This window comes from Natrinema versiforme JCM 10478 (genome assembly GCF_000337195.1).
Taxonomy (GTDB): domain Archaea; phylum Halobacteriota; class Halobacteria; order Halobacteriales; family Natrialbaceae; genus Natrinema; species Natrinema versiforme.
The window spans coordinates 1-12,581 of record NZ_AOID01000035.1 but is presented as its reverse complement, the minus strand read 5'-3'; the positions used below and the strand labels follow the sequence as shown (position 1 = coordinate 12,581).

The 12,581-nt window shown below is 64.8% G+C and carries 15 protein-coding genes and 1 pseudogene; 8 read left to right on the top strand and 8 right to left on the bottom strand.

What is annotated here, in order from left to right; genetic code table 11:
* Positions 1 to 132 precede the first annotated feature (132 nt).
* Positions 133 to 1,044 carry a haloalkane dehalogenase gene (locus C489_RS12565; RefSeq protein ID WP_006431662.1) on the top strand — a complete coding sequence of 304 codons (912 nt, stop codon included), beginning with the start codon at positions 133 to 135 and terminating at the stop codon, positions 1,042 to 1,044.
* Between the two features lie 256 nt (positions 1,045 to 1,300).
* On the top strand, positions 1,301 to 2,332 hold the full coding sequence (locus C489_RS12560) for a hypothetical protein (protein ID WP_006431661.1): 1,032 nt from the start codon (positions 1,301 to 1,303) through the stop codon (positions 2,330 to 2,332).
* A 127-nt stretch (positions 2,333 to 2,459) separates the two neighbouring features.
* Here the strand turns inward: C489_RS12560 and C489_RS22195 are convergent, their stop codons facing one another.
* The 3 genes from C489_RS22195 to sucC all read right to left on the bottom strand — a co-directional run bounded on the left by C489_RS22195 (position 2,460) and on the right by sucC (position 4,828).
* The gene (locus C489_RS22195; protein WP_006431660.1) at positions 2,460 to 2,615 is read right to left on the bottom strand and encodes a hypothetical protein; all 156 of its coding nucleotides are present in this window, start codon (positions 2,613 to 2,615) and stop codon (positions 2,460 to 2,462) included.
* Between the two features lie 192 nt (positions 2,616 to 2,807).
* Positions 2,808 to 3,680: a succinate--CoA ligase subunit alpha gene (gene sucD / locus C489_RS12555; RefSeq protein WP_006431659.1), complete on the bottom strand. Its 873-nt coding sequence runs from the start codon at positions 3,678 to 3,680 to the stop codon at positions 2,808 to 2,810.
* On the bottom strand, positions 3,677 to 4,828 hold the full coding sequence (gene sucC, locus C489_RS12550; protein WP_006431658.1) for an ADP-forming succinate--CoA ligase subunit beta: 1,152 nt from the start codon (positions 4,826 to 4,828) through the stop codon (positions 3,677 to 3,679). Before sucC ends, sucD begins: the two co-directional genes overlap by 4 nt.
* Positions 4,829 to 5,215: 387 nt before the next feature.
* On the opposite strand from sucC, the gene C489_RS12545 reads away from it, so the two are divergent.
* Complete coding sequence (locus C489_RS12545; RefSeq protein ID WP_049890825.1) at positions 5,216 to 6,088, top strand: UbiA family prenyltransferase; 873 nt, start codon at positions 5,216 to 5,218, stop codon at positions 6,086 to 6,088.
* Between the two features lie 105 nt (positions 6,089 to 6,193).
* Positions 6,194 to 6,430, top strand: coding sequence for a hypothetical protein (locus C489_RS12540; protein ID WP_006431656.1), 237 nt, complete (start codon positions 6,194 to 6,196; stop codon positions 6,428 to 6,430).
* A gap of 90 nt (positions 6,431 to 6,520) precedes the next feature.
* On the opposite strand, the gene C489_RS12535 is transcribed toward C489_RS12540, so the two are convergent.
* Together C489_RS12535 and C489_RS12530 are read right to left on the bottom strand one after the other, a co-directional pair.
* The gene (locus C489_RS12535; protein WP_006431655.1) at positions 6,521 to 6,748 is read right to left on the bottom strand and encodes a DUF5795 family protein; all 228 of its coding nucleotides are present in this window, start codon (positions 6,746 to 6,748) and stop codon (positions 6,521 to 6,523) included.
* 372 nt (positions 6,749 to 7,120) lie between these two features.
* The gene (locus tag C489_RS12530) at positions 7,121 to 7,918 is read right to left on the bottom strand and encodes a helix-turn-helix transcriptional regulator (protein ID WP_006431654.1); all 798 of its coding nucleotides are present in this window, start codon (positions 7,916 to 7,918) and stop codon (positions 7,121 to 7,123) included.
* Between the two features lie 171 nt (positions 7,919 to 8,089).
* On the opposite strand from C489_RS12530, the gene C489_RS12525 reads away from it, so the two are divergent.
* Positions 8,090 to 8,419: a hypothetical protein gene (locus C489_RS12525; RefSeq protein WP_006431653.1), complete on the top strand. Its 330-nt coding sequence runs from the start codon at positions 8,090 to 8,092 to the stop codon at positions 8,417 to 8,419.
* Positions 8,420 to 8,430: 11 nt separating this feature from the next.
* On the opposite strand, the gene C489_RS12520 is transcribed toward C489_RS12525, so the two are convergent.
* From C489_RS12520 to C489_RS12510, 3 genes are all read right to left on the bottom strand, one after another.
* On the bottom strand, positions 8,431 to 9,198 hold the full coding sequence (locus C489_RS12520) for an MOSC domain-containing protein (RefSeq protein WP_006431651.1): 768 nt from the start codon (positions 9,196 to 9,198) through the stop codon (positions 8,431 to 8,433).
* 126 nt (positions 9,199 to 9,324) lie between these two features.
* A complete protein-coding gene (locus tag C489_RS12515; RefSeq protein ID WP_006431649.1) occupies positions 9,325 to 9,579 on the bottom strand; it encodes a HalOD1 output domain-containing protein in 255 nt (84 codons plus the stop codon).
* A 270-nt stretch (positions 9,580 to 9,849) separates the two neighbouring features.
* On the bottom strand, positions 9,850 to 10,152 hold the full coding sequence (locus C489_RS12510) for an amphi-Trp domain-containing protein (protein WP_006431647.1): 303 nt from the start codon (positions 10,150 to 10,152) through the stop codon (positions 9,850 to 9,852).
* A gap of 136 nt (positions 10,153 to 10,288) precedes the next feature.
* Here C489_RS12510 and C489_RS12505 point away from each other — a divergent pair, with 136 nt between their 5' ends.
* From C489_RS12505 to C489_RS12495, 3 genes and pseudogenes are all read left to right on the top strand, one after another.
* A complete protein-coding gene (locus tag C489_RS12505; protein WP_006431646.1) occupies positions 10,289 to 10,585 on the top strand; it encodes an ArsR/SmtB family transcription factor in 297 nt (98 codons plus the stop codon).
* Positions 10,586 to 10,703: 118 nt separating this feature from the next.
* A complete protein-coding gene (locus tag C489_RS12500) occupies positions 10,704 to 11,807 on the top strand; it encodes a sodium:calcium antiporter (protein ID WP_006431644.1) in 1,104 nt (367 codons plus the stop codon).
* A 75-nt stretch (positions 11,808 to 11,882) separates the two neighbouring features.
* Positions 11,883 to 12,581, top strand: a pseudogene (locus C489_RS12495) (sodium:calcium antiporter); the annotation flags it as partial.

Here is a 12,581-nt window from a genome sequence, read left to right as displayed (position 1 = left end):
GCCGAAATAGCGTCTCGACGTGAGTAGGGGACCCGGCCATGTCCCTGCGTTTCGATCGCTCCGACCGGAAACGGTGGGCGAATTCATCTCGGTTCCCGAACCTTTGAATAGTGGTATGTGGTGTCGTGGCGTATGGTCGTCAGTATCTCAGAGGAACGGTTCACCGACGTGCCGAACTTCGACTACGAGCCGCAGTACGTCGATGTCGGTGATTTAGACATGGCGTACGTGGAAACGGGCGGTAGCGAGGGCAGCGGCGATGCCGAAGAGACGTTCCTCTGTCTCCACGGCGAGCCGACGTGGTCGTTTCTCTATCGGAAGATGATGCCCACCCTGGCCGAACGGGGCCGCGTCGTCGTCCCCGACCTGATCGGCTGCGGTCGCTCCGATCGGTACGAGGACCGCGACGCGTACTCCGTCGAGATGCACTACGACGCGCTGAAGACCTTTGTCGAGAAACTCGAGCTGACGAATATCACGCTCGTCTGTCAGGACTGGGGCGGCGTTCTCGGACTCCCGCTCGCAACCCACGAACCCGAGCGGTTCGCGCGCCTCGTGCCGATGAACACCGGCGTGCCGGACGGCACCCAAGCGATGAGCGATCGATGGCACGAGTTCGCCGAGATGGTGGCGACCGCCGACGATCTCGACATCGGCAGACTCGTCCGGAACGGCTGCTACCGGGACCTCTCCGAGGCAGTGGTCGACGCCTACCGCGCCCCGTTCCCTGACGAGCGATACATGGCCGCTGCGCGGACGTTCCCCGGCCTCGTCCCGCAGTCGCCGGACGATCCCGGTGCGGACCTGCTGTCGGAAACCCAGGATCGCCTCGGCGAGTGGGAGAAACCGGCGTTCGTCCTGTTCGGGCGGGAAGATCCGATCACATCACACGACCGCGATCCGCTCCGACACCACATCCCGACCGCGAGCGAGCAGCCCGATATCTGGATCGACGACGCCGCCCACTTCCTACAGGAAGACGCCGGCGAGGAAATCGCCGAGCACATCGTCGACTTCGTCGATCGAACGCCACTGACCCGCTAAGCGGACGAGATCGACGCCGACGACGCGATGTTTCCACCTCAGTCTGTGCCGACCAGCGGGACCCCATCCTATCGAAACCCTAGATTGTCCGTATCGGCACCTAACTGCCCCAGTCACTAGTCACTTGTCAACTTTCGATGTCATCGATCCCGTCTGACGGCCAGTACACTAATACGTCACTTCTTTCATCTATCGTGACTGAGAAAATTCCAAAAATTAAAGTCGCGTGATAATCCACTAGCACAGAAGGACCTTCATGACAGATAGTACAACAGACAATCCGGGCGACGGGGCACTCGAGGTGGGCTCGAGCGTCGACGACCTGTTCGGGGATGTCGAGACCGGCGTCGATTCGGGGGACGAGCGCCGGTCCGAACCGGCAGACGGGGACCGAGCCGACGACGGGAGCGACGGCGTCGAGGACAGGACGGCCGCCGACATCTTCGATCAACTCCGCGCGGACGCGGCCGACGATGGGGGTGCCGACGACGTGCTCGAAGACGAGAGTCCGGACGATATCATCGCGAGCGCGGACGAGCCGGACCCCGAGCCGGAGACGCCCGTCGACGACGAGTTGCTGGCCGACGACGACGAACTGACGGATCTGCTCCTCACCGGGCGCACGAAAGACCAAGAATTCCTCTGGATCGACCCGGACGCGTCCGACGACTCGCAGGGCGACGAGACCGGCGATCCGGCCGCAACGGAGGGCGGCACAGAATCGGCCGACGAGAACCCATCGGCCGACGAGGACGACCCCGACGCTGACGAGGTGGCCGCTACCGACGCACCCAGCGCCACCGACGGCGAGACGGGGACCGACGCCCCGCTCTGGGACGACAACGGTGAGACGACCGCGAGCGATGCCGAAACTGGTGACGAGCCGTCCGAAAGCGAGTCCGATGTCGAGAGCGAGTCAGGCGACGGTCTCGAGTCCGACCCAGCCGATGCGACGGAAGAGGCTGTGGAAGATGCGACCACGATGGAGGATGCAGCTATCGCCCCGGAGACGGACCCCGACTCGAGTACTGAGACGGCAGCGGATGGCGAAGGCGACGATCTAGAAGACGATACCGCGGACGACGACGCGGCCCTCGAGACCGCCTCGGAACCCCCCGCAGCCGAAGACGCAGCGGTCGACGGTGGCGACGACGGCGAAACCGATACGGAGGCCAACCCCGACCAAGCCGAGGACGTGGCCGACGGCGATGCGGACGCGACGGCTGACGATGACGAGTCGTCGGGGCCGCTCGGTCGACTTCGGTCGTCGCTCGGCGGGTTGTTCTGACCCGCTCGGTCGACCGTTCCCGTCGAGCAAGCGGTGATCGCGCGCTGGGGAACCACGTCGAATCGCGCCGGTTTCGCCCGATATTCTCCCGGGTTTTCTCTCTCGCTTCGATCGACCTCGAGAGCGGTCACGGATCGGGGTGCCACGCGAGTCCCGTCCGTCGAACCACGTACGATTTCCCGCCGCACTCGGGACACTGTGTGCCACCCGTTTCCGGATCGGCGGCTCGCTCCGGAACGCTGTGTTCGTCCCCGCAGTTCGCACACTCGAGCCAGACCGGCATACGGGCGAGTGATGTGTGGCTTCCCTGTGATCTTACTGCGCGAATACGACGGGTTCGCGTTGCGAGCCACAGTGCAGAGCGACGGCTCCGTGGCTCAAGGAGGGGGCGTGTCGACCGAGCCGAATACAAAAGACCGCAAAACGGCCGGCCCGCGAAGCGGTCACGGGCCGAGGCGGTCGCGAGGTCGAAGCGTTACGAGAGGAACTCTTCGATGTGGTTGGCGACTTCTTCGGGGGTGTCACCGACCGGAACGCCGGCGTCGTTGAGCGCCGAGATCTTGCTCTCGGCGGTCCCGGTACCGGAGCCGGAGACGATCGCACCGGCGTGGCCCATCCGCTTGCCCGGGGGCGCGGTGCGGCCGGCGATGAAGCCGGCGACCGGCGTGTCGACGTAGTCGTCGATGAACGCGGCCGCTTCCTCCTCGTCTTCGCCGCCGATCTCGCCGCACATGACGATGGCGTCGGTGTCGGGGTCGTCCTCGAACAGCTCGAGGGCGTCGACGAAGTCGGTGCCGATGATCGGGTCGCCGCCGATCCCGATGGCGGTCGTCTGGCCGATACCACGGTTGGTCAGGCTGTCGACGACCTGGTAGGTCAGGGTGCCCGAGCGGGAGACCAGACCGACGTTCCCCTCCGAGAAGATGTTCCCGGGGAGGATGCCGAGTTTGGCCTCGCCGGGCGTGATGAGACCGGGACAGTTCGGGCCGATGAGTCGGGTGTCGGTCTCGGAGAGGCGCTTGTTGACCCGCGCCATATCCTGGGTCGGAATGCCCTCCGTGATCGCGACCGCGAGGTCGAGATCGGAGTCGAGCGATTCGAAGACCGCGTCGCCGGCAAACGCCGGCGGGACGAAGATGACCGAGGTGTCGGCGTTCTCCTCGTCGACGGCCTCGTGGACCGTGTCGTAGACCGGCACGCCGCTGACTTCCTGCCCGCCCTTGCCGGGGACCGCACCGGCGACGACGTTGGTGCCGTACTCCATCATCTGTTCGGCGTGGAACTTCCCTTCCCCGCCGGTGATGCCCTGTACCACGACGCGCGTGTCGTCGTCGACTAGTACGCTCATTGTTCGTTCACCTCGTCAGCGTATTCGACGGCACGCTGAACCGCGTCCTCGAGGGTCTGTTCGACCGTCACGAGGTCCTCGTTCAGAATCTCCATGCCTTCCTCCCAGTTGGTCCCGGCCAGTCGGACGACGACCGGCTTTGGGATCTCGTCGAACTGCTCGAGCGCCTCGTTGATACCGCGGGCGACCTCGTCGCCGCGGGTGATCCCGCCGAAGATGTTGAAGACGACCGAATCGACGTTGTCGTCCGAGAACACCATATCGAGCGCGTTCGCGATGCGGGCGGCCTTCGCGCCGCCGCCGACGTCGAGGAAGTTCGCGGGCTGGCCGCCGTAGTGGTCGACCAGGTCCAGCGTCGTCATCACGAGTCCGGCACCGTTGCCGATGATGCCGACGTTGCCGTCGAGACGGACGTAGTCGAAGCCGTACTCGTCGGCCTTCTGCTCGAGTTCGTCGCCGCCGGCCGCCTCCTCTTCCATCTCGGCGAGTTCGGGCTGGCGGAACAACGCGTCCTCGTCGATGTTCATTACGGCGTCGGCCGCGATGACCTCGTTATCGCTGGTGACCATCAGCGGGTTGATCTCGGCGTCGGCACCGTCTTTCTCGTCCCAGAGCTCGTAGAGCGTGGTGAGAACACTCGAGACGTCGCGCGCGATCGATTGATCGACGCCGGCGTCGTAGACGGCCTTCCGGGCCTGGTACGGATGCATCCCGAAGGCGGGATCGATGTGTTCGCGGGCGATCGCATCGGGATCTTCCTCGGCGACCTCCTCGATGTTGACCCCGCCCTTGGTCGAGACCATCGCGACGGGTTTGCCCTCGCCGCGGTCCATCGTGATCCCCACGTAGAGTTCGTTGACGAAGTCGACCGCTTCCTCGACGAGCACGCGGTCGACGTGATACCCCTTCAGATCCATCCCGAGAATGGACTCGGCGGCCTCGCGGGCCTCGTCCTCGTCCTCGACGAGTTTAATTCCGCCGGCCTTCCCCCGGCCGCCGACCTGTACCTGCGCTTTCACCGCTACTGGATACCCGATCTCCTCGGCCGCGGTGACGACGCCGTCGACGTCGGAGGCGAGCTCCGAAGCCGGCGTCGGAATCCCGGCATCGGCGAAGACGCTCTTCGCCTGATACTCGTGTAATTTCATGCCATGTGAACGGCCGTTCCGCCCTTGCTTAAATCCTGCCAGTTTCCGCTCGTCACGTGATATCCATCGACGTGTATCGACTCGACCGGGTTCGTCACCAGCGTACCGTTTTCCGTGTCACCGTCTTTCTGTGGGTTTTCAAGCGAAGGTGGGTGTGACCTACCCGCACGTCCGAACTCGAGCCCGAATCGTCGCGATGAGTCATCGATTTTCCAGTGGATCGAAATCCGGCTGTCCGGCTCACAGCCCGGATTTCGGTCGGAATGTGGCATCCGTTTTTCAGTTTCTCCCGTGCCCCGTTCGGTCTCGAGTCCGAGGCGATTGGAACCGTCCGACACAGCATTCAAACGTCGCCTCTCCCTACTACTGCCACGAGGCGCACCCGCTGTGACGAACCCCACCGCAACGCACCGATCCTCGGGTTGGGTGTCATCGGTGAAAGCCGCCCTCCGATTGCTCGTTCACAGCAACCTCTTCATCTCGCTGGCCACGGTCAGCGTCGTCGTCACGACCGTGGTGCTCGCGGCGCTCCCCCTCGAGGCCCTGCCGCTGTTTATCGTCTTCGCGGCGACGATGTTCGTCTACACGGTCAACCGGTTTACCGACCTCGAGGAAGACGAGCAAAACGTCCCGCGGCGCGCGGCGTTTACGAAACGCTATGGCCGACTCTGGCTCGCGCTCGGGATCGGACTCTACGTCGCCGCGATCGGCGTCGCCGTCGCGCTCGGCCTGCCCGGCGCGGCGTACATGCTCCTCCCGCTCGCCGTCGTCCTCCTGTACTCCGTCGGCGGCGTCAAACGGGTCTTCCTCGTGAAGAACCTCGTCGTCGGCCTCGCGTGGGGCGCGATCCCGCTCGGCGTCGGCTACTACTACGGCCGGTTGTACTCCCTCGAGATCCTGTTCCTCTTTGCCTACATCACGACGATGATCACCATCGCCGCGGCGATCTTCGATATCAAGGACATCGAGGGCGACCGCGCGGAAGGGATTCCGACGGTCCCCAACCTGTTCGGGCCGCGGTGGACCAGACTCCTGTCGCTGTGTTCGACCGTCGCCGTCGCCGCGGCGGTCATCGCCCTCGTCGGTGCCGGCGTGCTCCCGGACGAGTTCCTCGTCGTACTCGCGATGAACGCCTACGTCTGTGCGTACATCCCCTTCGCGACCCCCGACCGCGGCCCGCTGTACTACGGCTTCGTCGTCGACGGCGAACACGTCTTCCTCGCCGCCCTCGTGGTCGCCCTCGAGTGGCTGGTGTGGTGACTTCCCGGCCGGTCGAAACGACCACGCTCGAGTCGCGGGTAACTCGGCCGACCCGATATCCCCTTCCGAATATTTATTCGGTTGCCATAATTCTCAAAAAAGACGATGAGTGTACTCGATTCCTTCGGCGTCTTAGCCGCAAGTATCATCACGGCCTTGGTCATGCTCGTCTTCGCCGTCCTCAGTTTCTTCGTTACCATGTTCATCGTGCAGACGGGCGCGGGACTGGCTGGCTACTCGCCGAGCGGGGACTTCGTCGCCCTCTCGGCCGCGATTCTCTCGACCGGGGCGATCGTCGCGGGCGCGTCCCCGGTCTCGGGACTCGCAACTACTGATCAGTAACGACCGACCTGGTTTTCGAGACGAGACGATAGCTATCGGAGCCGAAACGTGTCGATGGCCGCAGTGGCCGTCAACCGCGCAGTCACGGGCTCAGTCCCGATCGTCCTCGCTCCAGTCGCAGTCTTGGCACTTCCAGCCGGTCACGAGTTCGGTAACCGACGGCATGTACACCACTTTCAGTACGTTCCCGCCACAGTCCGGACACTCCTCGTCGGCCTCGACGATCGAATCGACTTCCATCACGGAGTCGCCCTCGACCAGTTCCGCGAGTTTTTCGGCTGTGACCATTCGCCCCTGAACGACTCGGTTCTCGCTCACATGCTGCGTTCCGGACGCGACATCCTAAGCGTTTCCTGATTGACCTCCTCCCGCGCCTAAAGACGGAGATATGTGCTCGTAACTGTATCAAACGCCCGCGGAACGGAGATACATCTCGAGGCCGAGCCACTCGAAGGCGAAAAGCGGTCCCGGGGCAGGCCGGAACCGGCGTCGGTGTCGTGCGGTCGGCGTCGCGGCCCGTCGACGAATGCTCCCCCCATCCGTTGACCGTCAGCGCCGCGCGAATCACCACCTACCGCATCGGTACTGTCCGATGCGAGGCCGTATCAGTGTACCCCGCACAGCATGTGCACGGCGTGCACGCGTCGGCTCGACGCGTCACCCTGCGAGGGCGACCCGCCCGCCGGACGGCTATTCCTCGAAATCGATCGCCCTAGCCTGTGTTGCGAGGGAGTCGAACCGATCGATCGCCCACTCCCGAACCCGCGCATCGGTCGACTCGAGGAGCGCCGTCGGAAGCCCGGTGTCGTCGTCCACGCCGATCTGGACGGCGTCGTCGATGACGCCCAGATAGAACGGAATCCCCCGCTCGACGACGGAGACGGAAACGGAGTCGGACGCAGCGATCGTCGCGAACGAATCCGCGATCGACGGCTCCGTCCGCAGCGTCTCCGCGACCGATTCCGTGACGATCAGTTCGAAGACCGCACCCGCTTCGACGGCCTCCCGCGTCCGTTTGATCGGCTCGGCTCCGGCCGCCGGCAACGCCAGTCTGGCGTGTCTCGCGTCCGCGAGGCTCGCCGCGTGGTGCTCAACCGGGCCGTAGGGATTCGCCGTGGTGGCTTCGACGACCGTCGCGTCGACCAGCCGCTCGAGATCGAAGGCGAGTTCGGCCGGTGGAATCCGCTCGAGCACCGGTCGCAAGCGCTCCGCGGCGTCGATCCGCTCGATCGCCGTCGAAAGCCCGCCCGTCGCGAGCGAGCCGGCCGACGTGAGTTCGTAGCGCCGATCGCGCTCGCGGATCAGCCCTCGTTCGATCAACCCCGTGAGGTTCCGTTGTAGCGTCGTTCGCACGACGTCGACCTCGGCTCGCAACGCGTCTCTGGAAACGGCACCCTCCGCGGACAGCGTCTCGAGGATCCGCACGCGGCTCGGCGAGCGCGCCACGTACTCGAGCGTCTCGATCGCGTCCCCCTTTCGATCGGTCATCACGTCTGGTCAATCAAGCGAACCCACTTTATCGCACTGGCCCCGCGGGCGGTAATCGCCGGGACGGCGTCGGGACGAAGGCCGCGAGCGACCGCTATTCAGATCAGGGCCGGCGGCCGGCCTGTGTCTGCGGGCACAACCGTATAGAACGCCAGGGCCGAAGCCCGGGATATGGAAACGCGATGGACGACCGTCGACGGCGTTACCCTCGAGCTACCGGCCGACAGTACCGTCAGCGAACTCCGGGACGCGCTCTACAAACCCGACGACGCCGCGCTGATCGCGGTGACGGGTGACCTCGTCTCGGTCGTCCACGACGAGGAGCGACCGCTTTCCGAACTGGTCGCCGGCTGTGCGGACACCTACTACTTCCGCCGGCCGGACGAACCCGAGCGAAACGAGGTACTCGCCGCACCGGAACTCGAGGACGCGTTGAACGGGCCACGCCGCGGAAACGAAACGGCCGAAACGACGTTCCAGCGCCCCGGAATCGACCACTGAGAACGGGGCCGTTAGACGACTTCGACCGGCTCGCCGACGCGGAGCGTGTTCCCGCGGTCGCTTTCTGCGACGCGCGTGATAATCATCAGCGAGTAGTAGTGATCGAACGCGGCCGCGTCGGCCCACTCGGGGAACGTTTCCTCTCGCTGCTGGATGAACCGGTCCCGGAACTCCGCGATCGGCTCTCCAGTATCGGGATCGCGTTGGGGAACGACACAGCGGCCACAGGGCGTGATCCCCTCGAGCCGAACGCCGCCGATCTCGAACGCCGGCGCGTCTTCGCCGACGAACCGGTCCTCCCAGAAGGGGGCGACGCCGGACACTTCGATGTTCGCCCGCATTCGCCGCCGCGCGCCCTCGACGGTCATCCCATCGAACCACGACGCGACGGTCTCGAGTGTCGCCGTACTGACCACCGAGGGTCCCATCTCGCGCCGGTCGACGAAGCCGAGCGAGGCGTCTCGCTCGAGCGAGAGGTCCTCGTCGAAGAACTCGCTGAACCACGCCGCGGCGGTCTCGCGGTCGGCGTCGAGATCGAACCGGCGCGTCTCTCCCGCCGGCGGGTCGACCGTGAGGACGGTCGTCTCGGGATCGAAATCGGTGTCGAGAGCGTGTACTCGGTCGGTCCGTTTGCCGTTGAGAACGTCGCCGTCGGCGTCGAACAGGGCGAACTCCCTGTCGTGGGCTATCGTCCCGCCCTCGAGCACTGGAGTCGCCTCGAGATCGATCCCGTCGAGTCCCTTCACCGGATACGCGCGAAGCCGCTCGAGTGCTGCCATCGGCGACACGTATCAGCCGAGCCAGCATTAGTCTTCGTTCGAACGAAATCGGACCGCCCCGGCTGAACGCCCCACTGGCGACCGCTCCCGATCGACGGCCGACGGGCCGGTCGGGCGGTTGGGCCGTCAATCGATCGTCACGACGGGCGTATCGGTCTCGTCGAACTCGATCGTCACCTGATGGCCGACGTAGGTAAAGCCGACGTGGCCGGATCGGGGGCTGCCCGACTCCGTGGTCGCGAAGAGAGCCGCGAGTGCGTCGGGATCGACCGCGTCGAACAGCGGCGGGAGCGAGAGCGGATCGACCCCCTCGAGTGCCGCAACTCCGGTAACGATCCGCTCGTGTACCCCGTCGGCATCGACCGCGAGGGATTGATTCATTGCTATCTACCGCCACACCGCTGTATTAATAGCTTTCGAAGGGTCGGTTGCCGGTAATAATAACCAACGGAATCGGAGATCGGAAAGAGGACGATGGCCAAGATTGTCCGCTGAAGCTGGAAACGAACCGTCCGACGAGATCGACGACGAACGATCGATCGTCCGGTCGCGTTCGCCACGGACACTCACGATCTCGCCAAAACACTGGTACGGCTCTTCACGGCCGATACTCACCGATCGAGGGCGAGGAATGTCGTGGTACCAGACGGACTACCGAACCGACAGGTCGTCACCCCCGCTCGGCTCCGTGAACTCGAGTTCGATCTCGAGTTCGCGTTCGCGCTGTTCGGAAAACTCGACCTCGACTTCGACGGGATCGCTGTAGTCGAAGGGGATCTCCCACTCCGATGCGGAGATCGTAAACGAGGTCCCGGCCTCGAGTTGGTCGGCGAGGTCGTGGAGGAACGCCGCCGTCTCCTCGCGGGAGAGGTACACCTCCTGTTCGAAGAACCCGCTCGTGATCGTCCGCCGGTCGCTGGTCCGCTCGTCCGGGAAGTCGACGCGGTCGCTCATGGGACTATGTGACACGGCAACGGAGATAAAGCCCCGTTCACGCCGTTCGATACGTCGACTTCGGGGCCGGCTCGAGCCGCGAATCTAGACTGATCGCCGAAACCCTTCTTGTGTACAGCGCCCGATATCTAGCGGTATGGACCTGCTCGACGCGTTGGGCAACGGGACGCGCCTCGCCATCCTCAGGGAACTCTCGCGCGAGCCGATGTACGTCTCGGAGCTCGCGGAGGCGACCGGGATGGACGGCAAGACGGCCGTCCACCACCTCTCGACGCTAGAAGAGGCGGGACTAGTCGCACACTACCGGCGCGGGAACAAGAAGTACTACGAACTCGTCCGCAGCGTCGAGTTACGGATCACCCCGCCGCCCGAACGGACGTTTGTTCTCCAGGCCGACGACATCGACGGAACGGATCGGCTCGCGAGCGACTGAACGGAGCCATCCACCGACGGGGAACCGCGTTCCGGTCGCTCGAGCGTGTATACATTTCCCACGGAAATCCATTCCCGGCCTGTTAGCTATATGTGAACAGCTACCGTGGATCGGGGACATGATCGAAGCGGCCGTCGAGAGCGTCGTCGAAGCACAGGGGCTGTGGGCCGCGTACCTCGTCCTCGCCATCGGTGCGATCGTCCTGACCTACAGCGTCGAAAAACTCATCAGCTATCTCACGCGGGCGGCGCTGGGGCTCGGCGTCTCGATATTCGCGCTGGCGATCGTCTTCACCGGGATCGAATTCGACGACACCGTCGTCGCGCTCGTGTTCGGTGCCGGCGAACTCGAGCAGGTCGCGCTCGGCACCGCGCTCGGCACCGCGCTCGCGATCACCGGCATCACGCTTGCCGTCGCGGCGATCTACAGCCCGTTCCCGGTCGAGGTTCCCCGCGACTACCTGCTGTTGCTCGCGATCGCTCCGCTGCTTTTGATTCCGTTCGTCATCGTCGAGACGCTCACGCTGGGACACGGGCTCGTTCTCACCGGCGTTTTCGTCGCGCTCTTCGGCTACATCGTGCTCCGAGAGATACAGCGCGACGTTCCCGTCTTCAGGGACTCGGAGATCGCGGAGCGAATCGAGGCCGACGGCGGCGTCCCCATCGACGAACTCGCCATCGAAGACGTCGACAGCAGGACCGTCCTCGAGGACATCCCCGAAGATCGCTACGTCGCCGAGCGACGCTACGAGGGCGTCTTCTGGCTCGGGTTCGCCGGCGTCGCGCTGGTCGGCGTGATGGCCGGCGCGCTGCTCCTCGAGACGGGCTCGGAGGCGATCATCGAATCGTGGGGGATCGAGGAGACCGTCTTCGGCGCGACGGTGTTGACGCTCGTGTTGACCGTCGAGAACCTGCTGTTGACGATCGAGCCGGTCCGACGCGGGATTCCGGAGATCGGCATCGGCCACGTCATCGGAAGCGTCATCTTCTCGGTGACGGCCAACGTCGGGGTCATCACGTACGTCGCCGACGTGACGATTCCGCGCGAAGTCCTGTTCTTTCACCTGCCCGCCGTCGCCATCCTCACGGCCGTCGCCGCAGTGGTCATCTCGACCGGACGGATTCGCCGCCGCCACGGCTACGTGCTCGTCGGCCTCTACGTCGCCTACTGGCTGTGCTCGCTCCTCTTCTTCGGTGGCATCCCGATTCCCGAAGCGCTCTGAACGGATACGTCTTCGATCGCTTTCCAGAACGCCAATGCTTGCTAATAAGTAGCATAGCGGTGTAGACGCGGGGACATGGTCGTTCCGAGCTCCCCGATCGCCCTCGTCGGGCTGTTTCTCGTCGGCGTCGTGCTGGTGATCTGGTGTGTGGAGGTCTTCATCGAGGCCGTCGCCCAGAGCGCCGTCTCGCTCGGGGTTTCCGGCTTCTTTCTCGCGGTCGTGTTAGCCGGCGTCGACCTCGAGAACGCCGTCCTCGGTATCGCCGCGGCGTTCGTCGAACTCCCGGCCCTCGCGCTCGGAACGGTGTTCGGGGAGTCGCTGTTCGTCCTCGCCGTTGCCGTCGGGCTCGCGGGGCTCCTCGTCCCGTTTCGGATAGACGTTCCGCGGCTGTATCTGCTCATGCTCGTTCTCGTCCCCGTCCCGGCGTTCGCGATGTCGCTCGACGGAACGATCGGCCCGCTCGAGGGAACCGCGCTCCTCGCCCTGTTCGTCCCGCTGCTCACGGCTATCTTCTGGCGCGAGCGGCGTTCCGAAACGACGTATCTACTTGCGGAGGAGGTACAGGAGGCCGTCGGTCTGGAGGCCGAACCGGATGCGGGGACTGGGACGGGACCGACGGCCACGAACGGCGGCGACGAACCGGACGGACGAGTGGATCGGGCACGCGATTCGGATTTCGATCTCGATCTCGACGATCTCGTCCCGTCGTTCGAGCACCGAAGCGGGCGCTTCAATCTGGGTGTGGCCGTCCTCGCGACGATCGGCCTAACGATC

Excerpts from the sequence above, each read along its gene's own strand:
- C489_RS12530 (WP_006431654.1), bottom strand. The coding sequence starts at position 7,918 with ATGACCGATCGAAAGGGGGACGCGATCGAGACGCTCGAGTACGTGGCG.
- C489_RS12560 (WP_006431661.1), top strand. The coding sequence starts at position 1,301 with ATGACAGATAGTACAACAGACAATCCGGGCGACGGGGCACTCGAGGTG.
- C489_RS22195 (WP_006431660.1), bottom strand. The coding sequence starts at position 2,615 with ATGCCGGTCTGGCTCGAGTGTGCGAACTGCGGGGACGAACACAGCGTT.
- C489_RS12505 (WP_006431646.1), top strand. The coding sequence starts at position 10,289 with ATGGACCTGCTCGACGCGTTGGGCAACGGGACGCGCCTCGCCATCCTC.
- C489_RS12520 (WP_006431651.1), bottom strand. The coding sequence starts at position 9,198 with ATGGCAGCACTCGAGCGGCTTCGCGCGTATCCGGTGAAGGGACTCGAC.
- C489_RS12525 (WP_006431653.1), top strand. The coding sequence starts at position 8,090 with ATGGAAACGCGATGGACGACCGTCGACGGCGTTACCCTCGAGCTACCG.
- sucD (WP_006431659.1), bottom strand. The coding sequence starts at position 3,680 with ATGAGCGTACTAGTCGACGACGACACGCGCGTCGTGGTACAGGGCATC.
- C489_RS12515 (WP_006431649.1), bottom strand. The coding sequence starts at position 9,579 with ATGAATCAATCCCTCGCGGTCGATGCCGACGGGGTACACGAGCGGATC.
- C489_RS12540 (WP_006431656.1), top strand. The coding sequence starts at position 6,194 with ATGAGTGTACTCGATTCCTTCGGCGTCTTAGCCGCAAGTATCATCACG.
- C489_RS12500 (WP_006431644.1), top strand. The coding sequence starts at position 10,704 with ATGATCGAAGCGGCCGTCGAGAGCGTCGTCGAAGCACAGGGGCTGTGG.
- sucC (WP_006431658.1), bottom strand. The coding sequence starts at position 4,828 with ATGAAATTACACGAGTATCAGGCGAAGAGCGTCTTCGCCGATGCCGGG.
- C489_RS12565 (WP_006431662.1), top strand. The coding sequence starts at position 133 with ATGGTCGTCAGTATCTCAGAGGAACGGTTCACCGACGTGCCGAACTTC.
- C489_RS12510 (WP_006431647.1), bottom strand. The coding sequence starts at position 10,152 with ATGAGCGACCGCGTCGACTTCCCGGACGAGCGGACCAGCGACCGGCGG.